Raw genomic sequence first — 20,370 nt, 5'->3', positions numbered from 1 at the left:
CCGGGGGAGGGCGCCGGCGCGGCCCGTCAATCCAGGCGGGCTGCGCGGCGCTGCCGCAGGACGTACCGCTGGAGCTTTCCGGACGGTGTCTTGGGCAGGACGTCCACGAAGTGGATCCTCCGCGGGAAGGCATGGGCGGCCAGCTGGGTCTTGACCAGGTCCTGAAGCTCGGCGACGAGGGCGTCGTTCCCGCTGGCCCCGTCGGCCAGGACGACGTATGCCTCCAGGACTTCGCCGCGGAGTTCGTCGGGGGCGCCGATGACGGCGCTTTCCTGCACCGACGGATGCATGGACAAAACGCTTTCGACGTCGAACGGGCCGATGCGGTACCCGGCCATAATGATGACGTCGTCGTCCCGGGACGAGAAGAAAAAGTACCCGTCGCCGTCGACCTTGCCCGCATCTCCAGTGATGTACCAGCGGCCGTCCGCCGAGAAGCGCTCGGCCGTCTTCTCCGGGGCGTCCTGATAGCCGGTAAACCACATGAGCGGGCTCGCCGTGGCGTCTACCGCGACCCTGCCCATCTCCTCCGGAGCCGCCGGCTCATCCGAAGAGTCCTTGAGGATGGTGCAGGTCCAGCCGGGGAGGGGGTGGCCCATCGAACCCGCCCGCAGTTCCTTCCGAAGGTCGTCGTGCCAGGCGTTGATGATCATCATGCCGTGTTCCGTTTGCCCGTAGTGGTCCCTGACGGGAACCCCGAAAGTCTGCTCCGCCCAGGTGATCACCTCCGGAGTCAGAGGTTCCCCCGCCGAGGAGGCCCGGCGCAGCCGGAGGTGTCCTGGAGCCGCTTCGGCCTTGGAGCGCATGGTGCGGTAGACGGTCGGGGCCGCGGCAAAGTTAGTGACGTTGAACCGTTCGAGGACGGCAAAACTCAGCGCGGGAGAGTAGCCGGCCCGCAGCAGCAGGCTGCGCCGTCCCGCAGCGAGGGGGCCGAGGATGCCGTAATAGAGGCCGTAGGCCCAGCCCGGGTCCGCGGCGTTCCAGAACACGTCGTCTTCACGCACATCGAGGCCGAGCTCGACATATTGCCGGAACGCGGCCAGGGCGCGAAGCGGAACGGGGACACCCTTGGGGGTTCCCGTGGTTCCGGAGGTGAAGATGAGGACCAGCGTCCCGTTCCCGCCCACAGCCTCGACTGGAACCGTGGCCTGCTGAGCGGCCAGCAGCGGCGCCAGGGCCAGATCCGGCGCCGTCGCCTGCTCTCCGGCGACCAGGACGGCAGCGGTGGTCTCTTCGATCTTCTGGCGCTGGTCCGCATCGCAAATCACGGCCTTGGCGCCTGACGATGCGAGCCGCAGCTCGATGGCGGGCCAGGCAAATGCGGTGAACAGGGGCACGTGGATGGCGCCGCGGCGCCAAATCGCCAGGAGCATCACGACGAGGTCGGCGGACTTGCCCATGAGCGTCGCCACGCTGTCGCCGCGGCCGACACCCAGCCCTGCGAGGGCGGCGGCCCCCTTTTCGGAACGTTCGCGCAGTTGGCCATACGTGATGTCTTCGCTCGAGAGGTCGGCTCCGATGATGGTGAAGGCGATGGCATCCGGGTCATGTGCGTCGCAGAGGAGCTCGGCGGCGCAGGCGCCGGGGGTGTCATAGCGTCTCAGGAGGGCCTCGACGTCGAGGGCTGATGCAGGCATTTCGATCTCCCCTCATGGGGTTGTCCGGTCAGGCAAGAGGGGCGCAGTGGCCGCTTGCTTCTGCATCCTACAGACTGCGGCGGGAGAGGGAACGGGCAGGCAGCCCGGCCCCGCCTGCCCCTGTAGCTCGGGAAACCATTGCCGCGGCTCTCGAGCGGCGAATTCCCGCAGAATGAGGCCGGTCCTGTCCCTGAGGCCTCTCGGCACTCCGGGACAGGACCGGACTTCGCTGGCGGGCGCGCTAGCTAGCGGCGGACGCTGCGGCGGCCCGACATTCCCTCGGCCACGCCGATCAGGAGCACGGCCGCGATGACGGCGACGACGAAGCCGAGGATGTTCAGTTCGAAGATGTCCCCGGTGCCGAGCAGGTTGGCGACGACGCCGCCGATGACCGACCCGGCCAGGCCCAGCAGCAGAGTGGCCAGAAGTCCCAGGTTCTGCCTTCCGGGCTTGACCAGGCGCGCCAGCGCCCCAATGACGAGTCCAGCAATGATGAATCCGATCATGTTTGCCTCCTTATGCTTTTCCCAACAATAAGCAGACTTAGCAATCGAATGGCAAATGGGCTGGCTTTGGCTGCAGCTAATTAGGTTAATCGTTACGCAGCGGATGTTGACTGGGTCACACGCCTGCCATAGTTTCTAGACGGCTGATATATCAATTCGTTGAAGGAAGATATGGCACAGAGATCGCAGACCAGGGCACAATTGCACACCGCCGAGAAGACAAGCACGTTGCGCGTCCTCACCTATGCCGGCGCAATTGTCGCGTTCCTGATCGGTTCAGGATTCGCAACCGGCCAGGAGATCCTGCAGTACTTCACTTCGTACGGATACTGGGGCGTCTTCGGTACCGGAGCCCTGGTCCTGGTCCTGATGACCTACGTCGCGGTCGAATTCTTCTCCGTCGGCCAAGCCAGGAAGTTCGAGCGGCCGTCGATGATCTTCCACTACTACTGCGGCAAGCACCTCGGAACCTTTTTCGACTTCTTCTCGGTCCTCTTCGTTTTCCTGAGCTTCACGGTGATGGTCGCTGGTGCCGGCGCCGTCTTCGAGGAGCATTACGGCCTGTCCAAGTTCATCGGCGGCATCGGACTGGCAGTGGCCGTCGGCATCAGCGTGTGGTTCGGGCTCAAGAGCCTCGTCGACGTGATCGGCAAGATCGGCCCCCTGATCGTCGTTATCGCGATCGCGCTCGGCGTCGTGGGCATCGTCCGCAACCCGGGCGGCATCGCCGAGGGCAACGCGCTGCTGCCCGAGCTGGCGCTGACCCAGGCATCGACGAACTGGTTCATGGCTGCCCTTTCCTACGTGGGCTTCTGCATGCTGTGGCTGGCTGCCTTCCTCACCGCGCTGGGCAAGACGGCGCGCAGCCGGAAGGAAGCTACCTCCGGTGCCTTGGTCGGTGCGGTCGCCTTCTCTGTGGCCTGCATCATCGTCGGCCTGGGACTGCTGGCCAACATTACGCGTGTCGGCAACACGGAGATTCCCATGCTAGTCCTGGCCTCCGATGTCAACGTGGTGCTCGCCTCCGGCATCTCGGTGATGATCCTGGCCGGGATCTACACGACGGCGGTCCCGCTGTTGTGGACCGTCTCCTCCCGCTTCTTTGCCGACAAGACGCCCCGCTTCAAGTACCTGACCATCGGCCTGGCCGCGGTCGGAACGGTGATCGGCCTGGTCCTCCCGTTCTCCCAGATGGTCAACATCGTCTACGTGGTCAACGGCTATGTCGGCATCCTGCTGCTGGTCCTGATGCTGGCCAAGACCGGTACGCGGCTGCTGCGCCGCCAGGCCCCGTGACGGCCGCCCGCAGCGCAGCCTCCCAAGGCTAAGCGGGCCTGAGGCTCGTGTCTTAGCGGGCGGCACGTCCCGGCACACATAAGGTCGATTCATGGATAGGGACCAGGCCTGTGAGCTAGAGGGGCAGACCTCGATCAACGAGCTGCTCGACGAACCCGTCGGCGTTGCCCACCTTCAGCTGGTCCTGCCGATCTACGTCGAGCTCAGGCCGGGTGTCTTCCGGCGCCTGTCGTGATTCCGGGCCGAGGCCGAATCGGGCCGGACCCTGCCATGCGGGGCCTGCGGGTGGTTAGCTGGAACTGCCGATGATGCCGCACGAGCGAAGGAACAGCCGTGAGCCAGGAACGTAAAGAAAACGCAGAGAACGAAGGCCGGATCACCCGGGACCAGGAGGTGCTGGCGCCGGGCGAAGTCACGCCGGATGCCAAGGGACTGGCGCAGGTGTACGGCGACGCGGACCGCAGCGTGCTGGATGATCCGGTCACTCCTCCGGGCGAGACGGACGCGGCCGCCATCGAGTATGTGGAAGAGAACTTCACGGTGCGCGAGGCCGGCCATGGGGAGCGCTATTTGGAAGAGGCGCCTCCCGAAGACGCAGCTGAATAGCCGCGAAGGCGCCGCCTTCCACTAGGCCTTGAGGTCTCCGATGCGGTGCAGGCGCAGCGAATTGATGGTTCCGGCCTTGCCCAGCGGAGACCCGGCCGCGATGACGGCCAGGTCATCCGTTCCCGCCAGCCCGCGCTCGCAGAGGATGCGATCCACCTGCGCCGCCAGCTGGTCGGTGTGGGATACGAAGTCCACAAGCAGCGGCCTGATCCCCCAGGCCAGCGTGAGCTCGTTGACGGAGGCCGGCAGCGGAGTGAAGGCGTAGAGCGGTTTGGCCGGACGCAGCCGCGCCAGGCGCCGCGCCGAGTCTCCCGACTGGGTGAAGACGCAGATGCACCGGGCGTCCAGCTGGGCCGCCATGGCAACGGCGGAGCGGGTGATGACGCCGCCGCGTGTCTTTGGCGTGCTGCCGAGGGGCTGGATGCGTTCCAGCCCATGTTCTTCGGTGGATTCGATAATGCGGGCCATGGTTTGGATGGCGTCGATGGGGTAGCGGCCGACGCTGGTCTCGCCGGAGAGCATGGCCGCGTCGGCGCCGTCGAGCACCGCATTGGCGCAGTCCGAGGCTTCCGCGCGCGTGGGCCGCGGATTCTCGATCATGGACTCCAGCACCTGCGTCGCGACGATGACGGGCTTCGCGGCACGGCGGGCCAGCTCGATGGCCCGCTTCTGCACCACGGGCACATCCTCCAGCGGCAGCTCCACGCCCAGGTCGCCGCGCGCCACCATGACGGCATCGAAGGCGTCAATGATTTCCGCCAGGGCCTCAACCGCCTGCGGCTTCTCGATCTTGGCGATGACCGGAGTCCGCCGTCCCTCCTCATCCATGATTTCGTGCACCCGGCTGATATCCGCGGCGGCGCGCACGAAGGACAGCGCCACCATGTCCACGCCGGCGCGCAGCGCCCAGCGCAGGTCAGCTTCGTCCTTGTCGCTGAGGGCCGGCACGTTCACGGCGACGCCGGGGAGGTTGATGCCCTTGTTGTTCGAGACGTACCCGCCGACCACGACTTCGGTGACCACGTCCTGTGCGTCCACGTCCACCGCGCGGAGTGCCACCTTGCCGTCGTCGATCAGCAATGTGTCGCCGGGCCGCACGTCCCCGGGCAGGCCGGCGTACGTGGTGGAGACCAGGTCGGCGGTGCCCGGGACGTCGGCAGTGGTGATGGTGAAGCGGTCCCCGGCAGCCAGCTCATGCGGTCCGTCCGCGAAGCGTCCCAGCCTGATCTTCGGTCCCTGCAGGTCCGCGAAGATGCCTACGGGCCGGTCCAGTTCGGCGGCAGCTCGGCGGACGTTGCGGTAGGTTTCCTCGTGCACCGAGTGTTCGCCGTGGCTCATGTTCAGGCGTACGACGTCGGTGCCCGCCTCGAGCGCGGCAAGCGTGCGTTCGTAGCCGGCCAGGGCCGGACCGAAGGTGGCGATGATCTTGGCTTGGCGCATGGTTTCCTCCTCAGCCGCGCCCGATGTAGGGCATACCGGCGGCGGTGATCGTGAGCTGGTTGATGGTGGCCTGCGCCGGCATCGTGGCCATGAGGACCACGGCCCGGGCGGCCTCCTCCACGTCGAAGGTGGGCTCGGGCCGGCGGCTGCCATCCGGCTGCAGTGCTCCGGTATCGGCCCCGGTGTGCGCGACGATGGCCGTGGCGGTATTGCCGATGTCGATCTGGCCGCAGCTGATCCCGTAGGGCCGGCCGTCGAGTTCGATGGACTTGGTTAGCCCGGTGAGCGCGTGCTTAGTGGCGGCGTAGGCCACCGAGCGGGGGCGGGGAACATGGGCGGAGATCGAGCCATTGTTGATGATCCGTCCGCCCTGCGGCTGCTGGTCTTTCATGATCCGGAACGCTTCCGCCGCGCAGAGCATCGCTCCGGTGAGGTTGACCGAGATCGTGGCGTTCCACTCAGCCAGGTCGATCTCGTCCACCGCGGCGGCCGGGCCGAAGGATCCGGCGTTATTGAACAGCACGTCGAGCCTGCCCCAGGCCTCGCGCACGCGGCCGAAAAGCGACCGTACCTGCCCGGCGTCGGTGATGTCGGCGGGCACCACGAGGGCCGCCCCGTAGCCCGAGGCGGTTTCCTGGAGGGCCTCAACGCGCCGGCCCGCCAGCGCCACGGCGAACCCTGCGTCCAGCAGTTGCCGTGCCACGGCCCGGCCGATGCCGGAACCGGCTCCGGTGACGACGGCGCAGCGGGGCCGGGGTGCCGAGTGCTGCGGATCCATGTGCTCCTCTTTCCAGTGGTCGGCGTGGACGGCGACCGGCAGCCTTTGACAGACGGCCGGTCGCCTGTGTTCACTGTACCGTATCTTTTCGGAATAAAGATTCCGCAATATGAAACTATGCTGCAAGAGCGGCAGGAGAACTCTGCCCCTCAAGGAAGAGGTTGCACATGACTGCCATCGACGATTTCACCGCTGCGGACCTCCCGGCCGGCGGCTTCGGAGACCATGACCCGGAAGAGACCGCCGAATGGTCCGAATCCCTGGACCAGCTGATCGACGCCCGCGGAACGGAACGCGCCGGCTTCATCATGCGTTCGCTGCTGGAGCGTGCGGGTTCCCGGCGGATAGGCCTCCCGCTGGCTACCACTACCGACTATGTCAATACGATTCCGGCCGGAGACGAGCCGGCCTACCCCGGCGACGAGGAGACGGAGCGCCGGTACCGGGCCTGGATGCGCTGGAACGCGGCCGTGATGGTCCACCGTGCCCAGCATCCGGAGATCGGAGTCGGCGGGCACATCTCCACCTACGCCGGCGCGGCCACCCTCTATGAGGTCGGCTTCAATCACTTCTTCCGCGGCAAGGAGCATCCCGGCGGCGGCGACCAGGTCTTCTTCCAGGGCCACGCCTCGCCCGGGATGTACGCCCGGGCGTTCCTCGAGGGCCGGCTGACCGAGGAGGACCTCGACGGCTTCCGGCAGGAAAAGTCGAAGGCCGGACACGCCCTGCCCTCCTACCCGCATCCTCGCCTGATGCCGGCGTTCTGGGAGTTCCCGACGGTCTCGATGGGCATCGGCCCCATGAACGCGATCTACCAGGCCCAGTCCAACCGCTACCTGTACAACCGCGGCATCAAGGACACCTCGGACCAGCACGTGTGGGCATTCCTCGGCGACGGCGAGATGGACGAGCCGGAATCCCGCGGCCTGCTGCAGCTCGCGGCGCAGGAGAAGCTGGACAATCTGACCTTCGTCGTGAACTGCAACCTCCAGCGCCTGGACGGCCCCGTGCGGGGCAACGGCAAAATCATGCAGGAACTCGAGGCCTTCTTTAACGGGGCGGGCTGGAACGTCATCAAGGTTGTCTGGGGCCGCGAGTGGGACGCCCTCCTCGCGCAGGACCAGGACGGCCACCTCGTCGAGCTCATGAACGCGACGCCGGACGGGGACTACCAAACCTTCAAGGCCGAGTCCGGCGGGTTCGTCCGCGAGCATTTCTTCGGCAAGACCCCGCAGACCAAGGACCTGGCCGCGGACCTTTCCGACGATGACATCTGGAACCTCAAACGAGGCGGACATGACTACCGCAAGGTCTACGCTGCGTACAAGGCGGCAACAGAATCCAAGGGCAAGCCCACCGTCATCCTGGTGAAGACCGTGAAGGGCTACGGCCTCGGCGCCCGGTTCGAGGGCCGGAACGCGACCCACCAGATGAAGAAGCTGACCCTCGAGGACCTCAAGGCGTTCCGCGACCACCTGCGCATTCCGGTCACCGACGGGCAGCTGGAGGCAGACCCCTACCGTCCGCCCTACTACCACCCGGGAATGGACGCGCCGGAAATCAAGTACCTGACAAAACGGCGGCGTGAACTCGGCGGTTCCGTCCCGGCCAGGCGCGGCGGACATGGCGAGATCAAGCTTCCAGACCCAAAGGCCTACGACGTGGCACTGCGCGGCTCGGGCAAGCAGCAAGCCGCCACCACCATGGCCTTCGTCCGGCTACTGAAGGACCTGATGCGGGACAAGGAGTTCGGACGGCGCGTCGTTCCCATCGTCCCGGACGAGTCGCGCACGTTCGGCATGGATGCGTTTTTCCCGACGGCGAAGATCTACAACCCCGGCGGCCAGAACTACCTGTCCGTGGACCGGGACCTGGTGCTCGCCTACAAGGAGTCGCCGGTTGGACAGCTGATCCATCCGGGCATCAACGAGGCCGGCGCCGTGGCGGCCTTCACCGCCGCCGGGACCGCCTACGCCACCCACGGCGAACCGCTGGTGCCGGTCTACGTCTTCTACTCCATGTTCGGATTCCAGCGGACCGGCGACTCCTTCTGGGCGGCGGCGGACCAGATGACCCGCGGCTTCGTCATCGGTGCCACCGCCGGCCGGACCACGCTGACAGGCGAGGGCCTGCAGCACGCGGACGGCCACTCGCCGCTCCTCGCGGCGACCAATCCCGCCGTCGTTATTTACGACCCCGCCTATGGTTACGAAATCGCGCACATTCTCCGTGCCGGCCTGGAGCGGATGTACGGCGGGAGCCATCCGGATCCCAATGTGATGTACTACCTGACCGTCTACAACGAGCCGATCGTGCAGCCCGCCGAGCCTGGCGGGCTCGATGTCGACGGCGTCCTGCGCGGCATCTACAAGCTCAAGTCAGGGGCGGGAGGCGGTGCCAAAACGCAGCTCCTGGCTTCCGGTGTCGCCGTTCCCTGGGCGCTGGAGGCCCAGCAGATCCTCGCCGAGGACTGGAAGGTCTCTGCCGATGTCTGGTCGGTGACGAGCTGGACCGAGCTGCGGCGGGACGGCCTCGCCGCCGAACGGGACGCCTTCCTGGACCCCGGCGCCCAGCCCCGTACGCCCTTCATCGCGCAGCAGTTGGCAGGCGCCGAGGGTCCAGTCATCGCGGTTTCGGACTACATGGCCCAGGTGCCGGACCAGGTCCGGCAGTTCGTGCCCAACCGGTTCGCCACACTCGGCGCCGACGGATTCGGCTTCTCGGACACCCGGGCAGCCGCGCGCCGGTTCTTCAAGATCGACAGCCACTCGATCGTGGTGCGCGCACTGCAGCTGCTGGCCGAAGAGGGCAAGGTCCCCGCCGGCGCTGCCGCCGAAGCCTTTCGCCGCTACCGCCTGGACGATGTGAACGCCGGCGCTTCGGGGAACGCCGGGGGCGACGCTTAGCCGGAGCCGGACATGCGTGTGGCCCTCCCGCCGGGAGGGCCACACACTTGGTTTGATCAGAGGCCCGGGCAGCAGTGCTCCAGGCCGTGGGACGCGCGGGACCGCGGGTCAGCGGGAGCCGCGCAGCCGCGCCGGCAGGGAAGAGAGGTTGCGCAGGACCCTGGTGATGCTGCTGGCTGCGCCGTCCTTCGGGCACGGCAGGTAGAAATCCGGGTCGGATCCTCCGGCCTCGTAGACCGGAGAGTGCTGCGAGGGTGCGTGCGTGGGGGCCTGTTCCATGGGGTGCTCCTCGATTCCGTACAGTGGAAGCGGCTTATTGGATTGTGAAAAAGGTTACGGCCCGCGTACTCTCCGGTCAAGGGTTCCCTGAGGCTGAACCTGTTCAGGAAAGAAGTTTCCCGCTACCCTTGACAGGTCTCCTGTGATACCCGTTACACTCATTTCGAAATACAAATTCCGCCATACAGAAACATCGAATCAAGTCGATTCCAATCGATGGTCAAGGGTGTTCAGCGCTGGGGCGGTCTCTACCGAAAGCTGACACCCGCATGGACTTTTCCTCCTTTAACCATCTTTCTCCGGCCGACGCGGCGGACGTCCTCCGCCCCTGCGTGGACATTGACCGCTGGGTGCAGGAAGTCGTTACCGCGCGGCCCTTTGCGGACCGCGCGGAGTTGATCAGCTTCGCACGCGGAGCGGCGGATCCTTGGACCACGGAGGAGATCGATGCCGCGCTGGCGCACCATCCCCGGATCGGGGAGCGCGCCGCCGGAAACAGCGCTGAGGCGGGAATGTCGCGCAAGGAGCAGTCCGGCGTCGTACGTTCCGCCGAGATCCAGGCCGCACTGGACGCGGGAAACCGCGCCTACGAGGCGAAATTCGACCGCGTCTTCCTGATTCGCGCGGCCGGCCGCAGCGCGGAAGACATCCTCGAGCAACTCCAGAAGCGCCTGCACAACTCGCCCGACGAGGAAATCGCCGTCGTGGCCCAACAGCTCCGCGAAATTGCCATCCTCCGACTCGAAGGAGCCATCGAAGCATGAGCGTCAGCCATGTCACCACCCACATTCTCGACACCGGGACCGGGAGGCCTGCCTCCGGTGTCAAGGCCACTCTGGAAGCCAAATCGGCAACCGGCTGGCAGGAAATCGCCTCGGCCCGCACGGACAATGACGGCCGTATCAAGAACCTGGGACCCGAGGCGGTCGAAGCGGGGATCTACCGGATCGTCTTCGAAACCGGGCCCTACTTCGGGCAGAAGGGAACGGAAACCTTCTTCCCGTTCGTGGAGCTGGCCTTCGAAGTGAAGGAGCCGGCAGAGCACTACCACGTACCACTTCTCATCAGCCCGTTTGCATTTTCAACCTACCGAGGGAGTTAGCCATGACTGCCACCGCAGAAACCTCAACCGGCACCAAGGTCGTCCTTGGACAGAACCAGTACGGCAAGGCCGAAGTCCGCCTCGTCAAGGTCACGCGCGACACCGCCCGGCACGAGATCCAGGACCTGAACGTCACCTCGCAGCTGCGCGGCGACTTCGAGGCCGCGCACACTGCCGGGGACAACGCACACGTGGTCGCCACCGACACGCAGAAGAACACCGTCTATGCCTTCGCCCGCGACGGGTTCGCCACTACCGAGGAGTTCCTGCTCAGGCTGGGGAGGCACTTCACCGAAGGCTTCGACTGGGTCACCGGCGGGCGCTGGGCGGCGCAGCAGTTCTTCTGGGACCGCATCAACGACCACGACCACGCTTTCTCCCGGAACAAGAGCGAGGTGCGCACCGCCGTACTCGAAATCTCGGGCGGCGAGGAGTCCATCGTGGCCGGGATCGAGGACCTGACGGTCCTGAAGTCCACCGGCTCGGAATTCCACGGCTTCCCGCGGGACAAGTACACCACCCTGCAGGAAACCACCGACCGTATCCTCGCCACGGACGTCAGCGCCCGCTGGCGCTACAACACCGTCGATGTCGATTTCGATGCCGTCTATGCGAGCGTCCGCGGGCTGCTGCTGAAGGCCTTCGCCGACACCCACTCGCTGGCCCTGCAGCAGACCATGTACGAAATGGGCCGGGCGGTCATCGAGACGCACCCGGAAATCGACGAAATCAAGATGTCCCTGCCGAACAAGCACCACTTCCTGGTGGACCTGCAGCCCTTCGGACAGGACAACCCGAACGAGGTGTTCTACGCCGCCGATCGCCCCTACGGCCTGATCGAAGCCACCATCCAGCGCGAGGGCTCGCGCGCGGACCACCCGATCTGGTCGAACATCGCCGGATTCTGCTAGCCACATGCCGGAGGCCGGGACGCGGTGGGCGCGTCCCGGCCTCCCCAGCCGACAAGGAGGTCAGCTGTGAATGCAGCAAAAGCCACAACCAAGACTTTAACCGCACAAAGACCTGAGGACGAACGCCTGCCGGTGGGCCGGTCCTTCACATACGGTCTCCAGCACGTCCTCACCATGTACGGCGGCATCATCGCGGTCCCGCTGATCGTGGGGAACGCAGCCGGCGTGTCCCAGGACGAAATCGCACTTCTGATCGCCAGCTGCCTCTTCGTGGGCGGCGCGGCCACCATCCTGCAGAGCTATGGCGTGAAGTTCTTCGGCTCGCAGCTGCCGCTGGTCCAGGGGGTCTCCTTCGCCGGCGTCGCCACGATGACCGCGATCCTCAGCGGCGGCGGCGGGATCCAGACGGTCTTCGGGTCCGTCCTCGTGGCCTCCGTGATCGGCCTGGTGATCGCCCCGTTCTTCGCCAAGGTCATCCGGTTCTTCCCGCCGGTGGTCACGGGCGTCATCATCACCACGATCGGCCTGACCCTGATGCCGGTCGCGGCCAACTGGGCCATGGGCGGCAACGCCCAGGCGGAGAACTACGGCAGCCTGCCCAACATCGGGCTGGCAGCCCTGACGCTGGCCCTGGTCCTGCTGCTGAGCAAACTCGGCAACGCGGCCATCTCCCGGCTGTCCATCCTGCTGGCCATCGTCGCGGGCACCGTCATCGCGGCGCTGCTGGGAATGGCCGACTTCTCCAATGTGGGCAACGGCGCCATCTTCGCCGTCCCGCAGCCGTTCGCCTTCGGCTGGCCGGTCTTCGACGTGGCCGCCATCATCTCGATGACCATCGTCGTCCTCGTGACCATGACGGAGACGACGGCGGACATCCTGGCCGTGGGCGAGATCGCCAGGACCAAGGTGGACTCCCGACGCATCGCCGACGGGCTCCGCGCCGACATGCTCTCCAGCGCCCTCGCGCCGGTGTTCAACTCCTTCACCCAGACCGCCTTCGCGCAGAACGTGGGCCTGGTGGCGATCACGGGCGTGAAGAGCCGTTTCGTCGTCACCGCCGGCGGCGCCATCATGCTGGTGCTCGGGCTGCTGCCGATCCTGGGCCGCGTCGTCGCCGCTGTGCCGACGCCTGTCTTGGGCGGCGCCGGAATCGTGCTCTTCGGCACCGTGGCCGCAAGCGGCATCCGCACGCTGTCCAAGGTGGACTACAAGGACAACATGAACATGGTCATCGTGGCCGTGTCGCTGGCCTTCGGCATGATCCCCGTGGTCAAGCCCGAGTTCTACGACCAGTTCCCCACCTGGTTCGGCATCATCTTCCACTCCGGCATCAGCTCCGCAGCGATCATGGCCGTGCTGCTGAACCTGCTCTTCAACCAGCTGAAGGCCGGCAACTCGGAGAAGCAGTCCTCGCTGGTGGCCAGCCCGCCGCGCATGGTCCGCGTCGAGGAGCTGCACGCGCTCGAGGAAGGCGACTACTACGAGGGCGGCAAGCTGATCGCCGCGGACGGAACCGAGATCCCGGTGGTGACCGCCCAGCAGTACCAGGTGGTCAAGGAGAAGCTGGATCGGGGCGAGGTGACCTGCCACGAGGACATCCGCCGGATCTGCGAGGAAGAAGTCTCGGACGAACCCGGCTCCGGTGTCCGTCCGGCCGGACAGGACACCTGACAACGCACCCAAGGCCGGGCCGGCTCCAGCGCGGAGCCGGCCCGGCCCCCGGGCTCCCACCGCCCGGGCCGGCCATCCGTGATGGTCTCCTGGATCAGCAGACAGGACGTAACTGAGCTGGCGGCACCGCCGTCGTCCCTTGGATGCTCGGCTTCGACACTGCAACTGGCAAGGAGAAACCCATGGCCGAACGAACCTGGATCCGCAACCCGCTGGCCGTCTTCACCGCAAACACGGAGGACGCTGCCGGCGGTTTCGTCGTGGAAGACGGCACCATTGCGGAACTGGTGCCCGCAGGACGGGAGCCCCTGGCGGGCTGCGGCTCGGTGTTCGACGCCGGCGCCCACGTGGTGCTGCCGGGCCTGGTCAACACGCACCACCACTTCTACCAGACCCTCACCCGCGCCTGGGCCCCGGTGGTCAACGTGCCGCTGTTCCCGTGGCTGGTCAACCTCTATCCGGTCTGGGCCCGGCTGACCCCCCAGGCGCTCCGGCTCGCCACCAAGGCCGCGCTGGCCGAGTTGCTGCTCTCCGGCTGCACCACGGCCGCCGACCACCACTACCTGTTCCCCGCGGGGATGGAGGATTCGGTGGACGTGCAGGTGGAGGTGGTCCGGGAGCTGGGGATGCGGGCCATGCTCACCCGCGGTTCCATGACGCTGGGGGAGGACGACGGCGGTCTTCCGCCGCAGCGCGTGGTCCAGTCGCCGGAGGTGATCCTCGAGGACAGCGAACGGCTGATCGGCCGCTACCACGAGCGCGGCCCGGGCGCGCAGATCCAGATCGCGCTCGCGCCCTGCTCGCCGTTCTCGGTGACCCCGGAGATCATGAAGGACAGCGCCGCCTTGGCCGACCTGCACGACGTCCGGTTGCATACGCACTTGGCGGAGACCATCGACGAGGAGCAGTTCTGCCTGGAACGGTTCGGCCTGCGGACGGTCGACTACCTTGAGGGCGTCGGGTGGCTGGGGCCGCGCACCTGGCTGGGGCACGGCATCCATTTCAACGACGACGAAGTGGCGAGGCTTGGTGCCGCCGGCGTCGGCGTGGCGCACTGCCCCAGCTCCAACATGCGTTTGGCGTCCGGGATCTGCCGGGCGGTGGAGCTGGAGGACGCCGGCGTGCACATCGGGATCGGCGTGGACGGTTCCGCCTCCAACGACGGGTCGAACATGGTCCTCGAGGCCAAGCAGGCCCTGTACCTGCAGCGGCTGCGCTACGGGGCGGAGCCGGCGACGCCGGAGCGGGCTCTCGGCTGGGCCACCAAGGGCTCGGCATTGGCCCTGGGCCGCACCGACATCGGCGAGATCGCAGTGGGGAAGCAGGCCGACCTTGCGTTCTTCAAGCTGGATGGACTGCGGTTCTCCGGCAGCCACGACCCCCTCTCGGCCTTGCTGCTCTGCGGAGCCGACCGGGCCGACCGCGTCATGGTCGGAGGCCGCTGGCGCGTCATTGACGGGCAGATCGAAGGGCTGGACCTTGACGGCCTCATCGCCGGCCACTCGGCAGCGGCCCGCCAGCTTCTAGCGGAAGGGTAACCCGCCCGTATAGCTCCCGGGCCGGGAGCCCGGGTTCCGGCGGCGGACTCTGCCGTTATTCCGGGTCTTTCGGGTCCAGCCGTACCGGGCCGAGGCACTCGTCTTTCCCTGCCGGGTCTTGGGAATCCTTGGCGCTGTTCGCGAGTTCGTCCGAGTAGGGTGCGTGCGGCCGGGGCATAGCCTTGATGAGTTCGTTGGCGGCCATGGCCAGCAGGTCCCGCTGAAGCACGGGGAGGGAGAGCAGGCCCTGCAGGTAGGCCTCCACTTCGTACTCCCCGACGGTGCCGCCGATGCTGAAGTAATGCAGCCAGAGATCGCCTACGCTGATACGCGCCGCCTGCACGGCGGAACGAAGCATGGCCTGCTGTTGCGGTTCGTGCGGATCGGAGCCCACGTGCACCGCCGGCTACTCTTGGCCGGCCGGTGTGGCGGCAATCAGGGAGGCGCTGAACTGCTGCAGCGGTACCTCGGCCTCTCGGGCCTGCAGCATCAGCCCCTGCAGCGCTGTTTCGTAGTCCAGCCCGTAGCGTTCCATCACTATCCCGCAGGCCCGGTTCACCAGGTCCCGGCTGTGCAGCGAGGACTGCAGGTTCTCGCTGAGCCGCTGGGGAAGTTCGCTGGCCTGCACGTGGGAGAGCAGTGTCGCCGCCGGCGAGGCGAACAGTTCCAACAACTCGCCCGTAGACTTCGAATACGCCGACGGATGCTCGGCATAGACCTTCAGCGCGCCGATGCATTCGTCACCGGCAATCAGGGCGGCGCTGACCACGGAGCGGATGGGCAGGGACTTTACGGCATTGCTCCATAGCTGCCACCGCGGATCGGTGCGCACGTCATCGACAATCACGGTCTCTTCGGTCGCCCAAGCCGTCAGGCACGGCCCCTCGCCCAGCTCATACTGCAGCATGTCGGCCTGTTCGACAACACGGTTCGTGGAGCCGCTACTGGTCCTGCGGCCGCGGGAGTCCAACAACGAGACACCAGCACCAACCGTCCCCGGAACGGCATACCTAATAGCCTGAGCCAGAAGCTGCACGGCCTCGTCGACCTTTTCCGCCGTCAGCAGCAGACCCCGAATTCTGGCGACAGCCAGTGAGAGCTCATCAAGGGGAAGATTCCGCTCCATGACACCCTCCTTCGAAAAGGCTTCAGGCGTATCGGCCCGCAGCAACGCGACTGCGGCTCCAGCTAGATCCGCCACTTTCAGTCTACCGGCTTGCCGGTGCCGTAGAACTGGAACTCCCCAAGATCCACGAACCCTTCAGGAGTGGCGACCGGGCTCGGTACCACGCAGTGTCGATGGGGCGGCAAAGCCGTTTCCGCGTGCATATGCATCGACGCACATCTGACAGCCCTGTGGGCGAATCTACTTGCGCAAGCCGCAGGGGAGCCTATTCTTGATTAATCGCCCGGGCACGAGGGCTTGGGCCTGGATTGACAAGGATGAGCACTATGACGACCGCCGTGCGCTCCTGCGCCACCACCTCCTGCTCCTTCAACGGCGACCACGCCTGCAACGCGCTGGCCATCACGATCGCCGGCGCCGAGTCCCAGGCCTCCTGCGGCACCTTCGTGCAGCTGGATGCCCGCCGACCCGTTACTGGTGATGCCGGCCGCGTGGGTGCGTGTCACCGTCTTGAATGCTCCTACAACAGCGACTTGATGTGCACCGCCGAGGGTATCGAGGTCACCGACACCGCTACCTGCGCGACTTACACGGTGGCCTGACCCCACCTCACAGCAGGCGCGGCTGAACCTGCGCAGCCGGTTGCCCGCTGCGGCCCGTGCTCAGGGCCGCGGCGCACTGATGCGCCGCGCGGGCAAAGAGTCTAGGAGATGGCGCCAGGCGATGATGCCGCCCTGCGCCGATGGGGCATGGGCCGGCGACGGCAGCGGCACCTGCACAACCCAGCCCTGGTCTCCGGCGAAGCGCGCCAGGGTTACGCAGTAGCCGTCCACGTCTATGCAGTGCGCCGGACCGGTGACGGCGCCTGTGGCCTCCGGCAGGTCGAGCCGCTCGGCCCAGCCGAGGAGTCCGCCGTCCAGCACGGCATCGGCGACCCCCGCCAGGGTCTCGGAGGCGGTGGACATGACGGCGTCCAGAAGGGCGTCGGTCGACGGGGCCGCGTTGGCGGCTTCGGTCAGGATGGCAGCGCCGTAGGCGGTGACGCCGGAGCAGTCGTGCAGAAGGATCCGTTCGGTGGAGACCACGCCCACCCGCATGCGCGGCCCGAAGTCGTGGACGAGATCCGACAGCTGCCCCTGCAGGCCCAGCGCGGCCACCTCCTCCGTATCCCGGCACCAGCGCAGCGTGCCCAACAGGTGCACGGACGCCAGACGTAGGGCGAGGCTGTGGTCTGCGGAATCCTTGACGATGTCCGCGCGCACCTCGATGTCGTCGGCCGTGTGGAACCCGCCGAGTGAATGGAAGAGGTTGGGGATATCCGCGACCACCAGCTGCCCGGAGCGGGAGACGCCGTGAACGGCGGAGGAGAGCGTTTCGCCGGCGCGGTAAGCCGTGAGTTCGACGGCGCCCTCGCCCGCCAGGATGCGGCGCGTTACCGACCGGGAGTGGGCGGCTCGCAGATCGGCGGCGAACGATGCAGGTGCCGGGGAAGTGTACGGGGTCGAACTCATGGGTAATCCTTCCGGGACGGTCGCCGTCTAGTAAGGCACACCTAACGCGACTTAAGCAAAGGATATGTACGCTTATTACGGGCCTGCAGCGTGGCTGCTGTGTATAGCCCACGGCATACAGGGCCTGCGGGAATACCACGTGCGGCATTTCCCGCAGGCCCTGTCGCGTAGCCGTGTTCGACCCCTAGAGCAGCTATAGGCGGCTAGGCGTCGATCACCATGTCGGTGCGCGCGGTCGAGCAGCAGGGCAGGAACTTGCCGGCATCGATTTCCCGTGCCCGGATCCCGCCCTGGTGGTTCATCTCGACCTCGCCGGAAAGCTTGACGACCTTGCAGGAGCCGCACATGCCTTCCTTGCAGTTGGCGCCGATCCTGACCCCCGCACGCTGGGCTACCTCGAGGATGTGTTCCTCCGGGTCAATCCGAACATTGACGCCTGTACGCATGAAGGACAGGGTCAGGCTTCCCGTTCCCACCGTGTCAAAACTCGAGGCATCAGGGGAACCTGGCTCGTCTCCCACACCCGAAGTGCCGTCTTCGGAGCCGGGCGCGCCCGGCTCGACGGTTTCCAGTGGCAGCCCCGTGGCCTTCAGGGTTCCCTCGGCATCGTAGCCGGGCTCGTAGAGCGCGAACTCCGCGGGCTGGCTTTCAAAATAGTCCTCGGCGGAATCTTCAATTTCCTCCGCGATTTCCTCGGCGATGTCCGCTGCAAACGCGATCTCCGCTTGGTATTCAAGGAGCGTCTGGCGATCTCCCGAGAAGAATTCCATATAGATAGAGGTGTCGTCGACACCGACCTTCTTGAGGAGTTCGGTGGCGGAGTTCAGGTAACCCTCGGGACCGCAGGCATAGACCTGGCGGCCGTTGGCGTCGGGGGCCACCTCGTCGATCATGGTCGCCGTCAGCCTCCCGCTGAGTCCTTCCCACCCCTGGGGTTTGCTGCGGTCGCCCAGGGAGTAGAAGACCTTGACACGCGAGTCCACGGAGGCGATGTAGGCCAGTTCCCGGTGGAAGGCAAAGCCGCCGGCCTCCGCTCCGTGGTAGAGCACCACCACGTCGGCGTGCCCGGGCAGGGAGTGGATGGTCCGCACCATCGACATGATGGGGGTGATGCCGGCGCCGGCGGCCAGCAAGAGGTACCGTGCCCGCCGGTCGGCGTCGGGCAGATGGAAAGCCCCGACCGGTCCCAGCATGTCCAGGACCGTGCCGGGTTTGACGTTCTCGTGAACCCACGGAGAGACGAGCCCGGCGGGGTCGCGTTTGACGGTGACGTTGAAGGTCCACGGCTCCGTGGGCGAACTGGACAGCGAGTAGCTGCGGTCCACCGGATCCTTGTCCTCGCCGTTCACGGGAAAGGCGATGTTCACGTACTGGCCCGCACGGAATGCCAGGGGTGCACCGTCGCAGCGGCGGAATACGAAGGTCATCATGCCGCCCGCTTCGGGAACGGTCTCGACACACTCAGCCATGAACTCCTGCGGATGCCAGGGGCCCAGCGCACGGGCGGCGCCGGCGGGCCCCTCGGTGCTGCTCATCACCCTGTTCCACGGCATTTCAAGACCACGGATGCGCGATGGTTCCGCGATTGCAGTCTCAGTGAGGAGCTCAGTCATGCCAAGTGCTCCTGCACGCGCTGCACGTACCAGTTGATGAACGCCTCGACCTGGTATTCGCTCTTCATGTACGGGCCGGGCTCGTAGGCGGGGCTGCCGGCACCCTGCTGGCACAGCTCCACGAAGGCCTTGTCCTGCAGGTTTGTTTGCTTCCAGGTGTAGGTGAGTTTCTCCAGGTCGTAATCGACGCCTTCCTCGGCATCGTCAGCCACCAGCCAGGTTGTGCGTACCAGGGTCTGGTGCTCGTTGATGGGGAAGACGCCGAACGTGATGACGTGGTCCCCGAGGAAATGGAACCAGCTGTTGGGTTGCAGGTGCATCGAGCAGCGGCCAAGGCGGAAGTCCCGCAAGTCGCCGAGCAGCTTCTTGGAAAGCCTGCGCCCATCGGGTGAGAACGATTCGCCTTCTCCGTCGAGCGCTTCCCGGGAAATGCGGATTCCCGCGATGCGCGTGTCAAGCTCCTCGACGACCTCGTAGGGGAGGCCGTAGCGGCGGCAGCGCTCCTCGAGCGAGGACCGGGCTTCCTTGTTGCGGTCCCACACTTCCTCGAGATGCGGCGGGATCAGGCCCTCCGTCAATCCCCAGGTGGGGAAGAGGGAACAGGCCAGCTCCGGGTGGCCGTCGCAGTGGTAGCACTCACGGTTGTTCTCCATGACGAGCTTCCAGTTGCCCTCCTCGACGATGTTCTGCTGGTAGGCGATTTTCGTCTTCGACAGATCGTGGGGCGCGAGGTAGGGCTCAAAGATCTTTGAGGTTTCGTCGAAGTCTGCCGGCGGCTCGTCCGCAACGCAGACGAAGATGAGCCCGGCGACCACGCGGCTGTGGGCGCGCTTGAGGCCGAAGCAGCTCTTGTCGAACTTCGTTTCCCCGGGAGCCGAGGCGTGGATCAGGTCGCCGCTGGGCGAGTAGGTCCAGGAGTGGTAACCGCAGACCAGGTTCCCCGTTGATCCCGCCGCTTCGGTCAGGACGCGGGCGCCGCGGTGGCGGCACACATTGTGCAGGACGTTCACGTCGCCGTCGTCGTTGCGCAGCACGATCAGGGAGTAGGGCCCGTAATCGACGGTGACGTAGTCACCCGGCTCCGGCAGTTCGGCGACGCTGGCAGCGTAGATCCAGTGCTGGCCAAAAATGGCCTCCATGTCGATCTTGAAAATCGTCGGGTCGGTGTAGAAAGGGGCGTCGAGGGAATAGCCCGTGCGCCGGAATTCAAACAGGTCGGTGATTTCCGCCAGCTGCTGGGCAGGCAATGATGAAGCGAGTTTTCCTCGTGAGTTGAGGGGCACGTTCACTGGAGCGGACATTTTTTCTCCCGGGAGGACTGGCAGTGTGCGATTGGCGGGGGATTACGGAGTTAGAGGGGCAACATGTGTTGTCGAGGAGCAACAGGGGGCCGTCGGGCAGATGGTGCTTTCTCTGGCTTCATTCCAAGCGTCTCCACATTCAGCCCTTC

20 protein-coding genes are annotated in these 20,370 nt (G+C 66.2%); 10 read left to right on the top strand and 10 right to left on the bottom strand.

Going from position 1 to position 20,370, the window contains the following annotated elements:
• Positions 1-26: 26 nt before the first annotated feature.
• Together AHIS1636_RS04705 and AHIS1636_RS04700 are read right to left on the bottom strand one after the other, a co-directional pair.
• Positions 27-1,637 (bottom strand): AMP-binding protein, encoded by a 1,611-nt coding sequence (locus AHIS1636_RS04705; protein WP_264794652.1) that lies wholly within the window; start codon positions 1,635-1,637, stop codon positions 27-29.
• A gap of 245 nt (positions 1,638-1,882) precedes the next feature.
• A complete protein-coding gene (locus AHIS1636_RS04700; protein WP_264794651.1) occupies positions 1,883-2,143 on the bottom strand; it encodes a GlsB/YeaQ/YmgE family stress response membrane protein in 261 nt (86 codons plus the stop codon).
• A 171-nt stretch (positions 2,144-2,314) separates the two neighbouring features.
• Between AHIS1636_RS04700 and AHIS1636_RS04695 the strand changes: the two genes are divergently transcribed.
• The 3 genes from AHIS1636_RS04695 to AHIS1636_RS04685 all read left to right on the top strand — a co-directional run bounded on the left by AHIS1636_RS04695 (position 2,315) and on the right by AHIS1636_RS04685 (position 4,045).
• Positions 2,315-3,439: a YkvI family membrane protein gene (locus tag AHIS1636_RS04695; RefSeq protein WP_264794650.1), complete on the top strand. Its 1,125-nt coding sequence runs from the start codon at positions 2,315-2,317 to the stop codon at positions 3,437-3,439.
• Between the two features lie 91 nt (positions 3,440-3,530).
• Complete coding sequence (locus AHIS1636_RS04690; protein ID WP_264794649.1) at positions 3,531-3,674, top strand: hypothetical protein; 144 nt, start codon at positions 3,531-3,533, stop codon at positions 3,672-3,674.
• 98 nt (positions 3,675-3,772) lie between these two features.
• The gene (locus AHIS1636_RS04685; protein ID WP_264794648.1) at positions 3,773-4,045 is read left to right on the top strand and encodes a hypothetical protein; all 273 of its coding nucleotides are present in this window, start codon (positions 3,773-3,775) and stop codon (positions 4,043-4,045) included.
• Positions 4,046-4,066: 21 nt separating this feature from the next.
• Here the strand turns inward: AHIS1636_RS04685 and pyk are convergent, their stop codons facing one another.
• Positions 4,067-5,485, bottom strand: a complete 1,419-nt coding sequence (gene pyk / locus AHIS1636_RS04680) for a pyruvate kinase (RefSeq protein ID WP_264794647.1) — start codon at positions 5,483-5,485, stop codon at positions 4,067-4,069.
• Between the two features lie 10 nt (positions 5,486-5,495).
• The gene (locus AHIS1636_RS04675; protein WP_264794646.1) at positions 5,496-6,263 is read right to left on the bottom strand and encodes an SDR family oxidoreductase; all 768 of its coding nucleotides are present in this window, start codon (positions 6,261-6,263) and stop codon (positions 5,496-5,498) included.
• 167 nt (positions 6,264-6,430) lie between these two features.
• Between AHIS1636_RS04675 and aceE the strand changes: the two genes are divergently transcribed.
• On the top strand, positions 6,431-9,169 hold the full coding sequence (gene aceE / locus AHIS1636_RS04670) for a pyruvate dehydrogenase (acetyl-transferring), homodimeric type (RefSeq protein ID WP_264794645.1): 2,739 nt from the start codon (positions 6,431-6,433) through the stop codon (positions 9,167-9,169).
• A gap of 108 nt (positions 9,170-9,277) precedes the next feature.
• Here the strand turns inward: aceE and AHIS1636_RS04665 are convergent, their stop codons facing one another.
• On the bottom strand, positions 9,278-9,448 hold the full coding sequence (locus AHIS1636_RS04665) for a hypothetical protein (protein WP_264794644.1): 171 nt from the start codon (positions 9,446-9,448) through the stop codon (positions 9,278-9,280).
• A gap of 269 nt (positions 9,449-9,717) precedes the next feature.
• Here AHIS1636_RS04665 and uraD point away from each other — a divergent pair, with 269 nt between their 5' ends.
• The 5 genes from uraD to AHIS1636_RS04640 all read left to right on the top strand — a co-directional run bounded on the left by uraD (position 9,718) and on the right by AHIS1636_RS04640 (position 14,670).
• Positions 9,718-10,212 (top strand): 2-oxo-4-hydroxy-4-carboxy-5-ureidoimidazoline decarboxylase, encoded by a 495-nt coding sequence (uraD, locus tag AHIS1636_RS04660; protein ID WP_264794643.1) that lies wholly within the window; start codon positions 9,718-9,720, stop codon positions 10,210-10,212.
• Positions 10,209-10,550, top strand: a complete 342-nt coding sequence (uraH, locus tag AHIS1636_RS04655; protein WP_262106928.1) for a hydroxyisourate hydrolase — start codon at positions 10,209-10,211, stop codon at positions 10,548-10,550. Before uraD ends, uraH begins: the two co-directional genes overlap by 4 nt.
• 2 nt (positions 10,551-10,552) lie before the next feature.
• Positions 10,553-11,461, top strand: coding sequence for a factor-independent urate hydroxylase (gene pucL, locus AHIS1636_RS04650; RefSeq protein WP_264794642.1), 909 nt, complete (start codon positions 10,553-10,555; stop codon positions 11,459-11,461).
• Between the two features lie 66 nt (positions 11,462-11,527).
• Positions 11,528-13,132, top strand: coding sequence for a nucleobase:cation symporter-2 family protein (locus AHIS1636_RS04645; RefSeq protein WP_264794641.1), 1,605 nt, complete (start codon positions 11,528-11,530; stop codon positions 13,130-13,132).
• Between the two features lie 182 nt (positions 13,133-13,314).
• Entirely contained in the window at positions 13,315-14,670 is a 1,356-nt protein-coding gene (locus AHIS1636_RS04640) for an 8-oxoguanine deaminase (protein WP_264794640.1), read from the top strand.
• A gap of 55 nt (positions 14,671-14,725) precedes the next feature.
• On the opposite strand, the gene AHIS1636_RS04635 is transcribed toward AHIS1636_RS04640, so the two are convergent.
• Positions 14,726-15,028, bottom strand: coding sequence for a hypothetical protein (locus tag AHIS1636_RS04635; RefSeq protein WP_309298568.1), 303 nt, complete (start codon positions 15,026-15,028; stop codon positions 14,726-14,728).
• A gap of 48 nt (positions 15,029-15,076) precedes the next feature.
• On the bottom strand, positions 15,077-15,796 hold the full coding sequence (locus tag AHIS1636_RS04630) for a GAF and ANTAR domain-containing protein (protein ID WP_264794639.1): 720 nt from the start codon (positions 15,794-15,796) through the stop codon (positions 15,077-15,079).
• Between the two features lie 326 nt (positions 15,797-16,122).
• On the opposite strand from AHIS1636_RS04630, the gene AHIS1636_RS04625 reads away from it, so the two are divergent.
• Entirely contained in the window at positions 16,123-16,398 is a 276-nt protein-coding gene (locus AHIS1636_RS04625; RefSeq protein ID WP_264794911.1) for a DUF1540 domain-containing protein, read from the top strand.
• Positions 16,399-16,458: 60 nt separating this feature from the next.
• Here the strand turns inward: AHIS1636_RS04625 and AHIS1636_RS04620 are convergent, their stop codons facing one another.
• From AHIS1636_RS04620 to AHIS1636_RS04610, 3 genes are all read right to left on the bottom strand, one after another.
• On the bottom strand, positions 16,459-17,307 hold the full coding sequence (locus AHIS1636_RS04620) for a hypothetical protein (protein ID WP_264794638.1): 849 nt from the start codon (positions 17,305-17,307) through the stop codon (positions 16,459-16,461).
• Positions 17,308-17,510: 203 nt separating this feature from the next.
• Positions 17,511-18,920: a ferredoxin reductase gene (locus AHIS1636_RS04615; protein WP_264794637.1), complete on the bottom strand. Its 1,410-nt coding sequence runs from the start codon at positions 18,918-18,920 to the stop codon at positions 17,511-17,513.
• Positions 18,917-20,221, bottom strand: coding sequence for an aromatic ring-hydroxylating oxygenase subunit alpha (locus tag AHIS1636_RS04610; protein ID WP_264794636.1), 1,305 nt, complete (start codon positions 20,219-20,221; stop codon positions 18,917-18,919). The genes AHIS1636_RS04615 and AHIS1636_RS04610 overlap by 4 nt, the downstream gene beginning before the upstream one ends.
• Positions 20,222-20,370: the final 149 nt, after the last annotated feature.

This window comes from Arthrobacter mangrovi, from assembly GCF_026011795.1.
Classification (GTDB): domain Bacteria; phylum Actinomycetota; class Actinomycetes; order Actinomycetales; family Micrococcaceae; genus Crystallibacter; species Crystallibacter mangrovi.
Note: the sequence above shows the minus strand (reverse complement) of the source record. Positions and strands in the feature narration are given on the sequence as shown.

Coding starts and splice junctions, on each gene's coding strand:
- AHIS1636_RS04705 (WP_264794652.1), bottom strand. CDS start 1,637: ATGCCTGCATCAGCCCTCGACGTCGAGGCCCTCCTGAGACGCTATGAC.
- AHIS1636_RS04700 (WP_264794651.1), bottom strand. CDS start 2,143: ATGATCGGATTCATCATTGCTGGACTCGTCATTGGGGCGCTGGCGCGC.
- AHIS1636_RS04695 (WP_264794650.1), top strand. CDS start 2,315: ATGGCACAGAGATCGCAGACCAGGGCACAATTGCACACCGCCGAGAAG.
- AHIS1636_RS04690 (WP_264794649.1), top strand. CDS start 3,531: ATGGATAGGGACCAGGCCTGTGAGCTAGAGGGGCAGACCTCGATCAAC.
- pyk (WP_264794647.1), bottom strand. CDS start 5,485: ATGCGCCAAGCCAAGATCATCGCCACCTTCGGTCCGGCCCTGGCCGGC.
- AHIS1636_RS04675 (WP_264794646.1), bottom strand. CDS start 6,263: ATGGATCCGCAGCACTCGGCACCCCGGCCCCGCTGCGCCGTCGTCACC.
- aceE (WP_264794645.1), top strand. CDS start 6,431: ATGACTGCCATCGACGATTTCACCGCTGCGGACCTCCCGGCCGGCGGC.
- AHIS1636_RS04665 (WP_264794644.1), bottom strand. CDS start 9,448: ATGGAACAGGCCCCCACGCACGCACCCTCGCAGCACTCTCCGGTCTAC.
- uraD (WP_264794643.1), top strand. CDS start 9,718: ATGGACTTTTCCTCCTTTAACCATCTTTCTCCGGCCGACGCGGCGGAC.
- uraH (WP_262106928.1), top strand. CDS start 10,209: ATGAGCGTCAGCCATGTCACCACCCACATTCTCGACACCGGGACCGGG.
- pucL (WP_264794642.1), top strand. CDS start 10,553: ATGACTGCCACCGCAGAAACCTCAACCGGCACCAAGGTCGTCCTTGGA.
- AHIS1636_RS04640 (WP_264794640.1), top strand. CDS start 13,315: ATGGCCGAACGAACCTGGATCCGCAACCCGCTGGCCGTCTTCACCGCA.
- AHIS1636_RS04635 (WP_309298568.1), bottom strand. CDS start 15,028: ATGCTTCGTTCCGCCGTGCAGGCGGCGCGTATCAGCGTAGGCGATCTC.
- AHIS1636_RS04630 (WP_264794639.1), bottom strand. CDS start 15,796: ATGGAGCGGAATCTTCCCCTTGATGAGCTCTCACTGGCTGTCGCCAGA.
- AHIS1636_RS04625 (WP_264794911.1), top strand. CDS start 16,123: ATGACGACCGCCGTGCGCTCCTGCGCCACCACCTCCTGCTCCTTCAAC.
- AHIS1636_RS04620 (WP_264794638.1), bottom strand. CDS start 17,307: ATGAGTTCGACCCCGTACACTTCCCCGGCACCTGCATCGTTCGCCGCC.
- AHIS1636_RS04615 (WP_264794637.1), bottom strand. CDS start 18,920: ATGACTGAGCTCCTCACTGAGACTGCAATCGCGGAACCATCGCGCATC.
- AHIS1636_RS04610 (WP_264794636.1), bottom strand. CDS start 20,221: ATGTCCGCTCCAGTGAACGTGCCCCTCAACTCACGAGGAAAACTCGCT.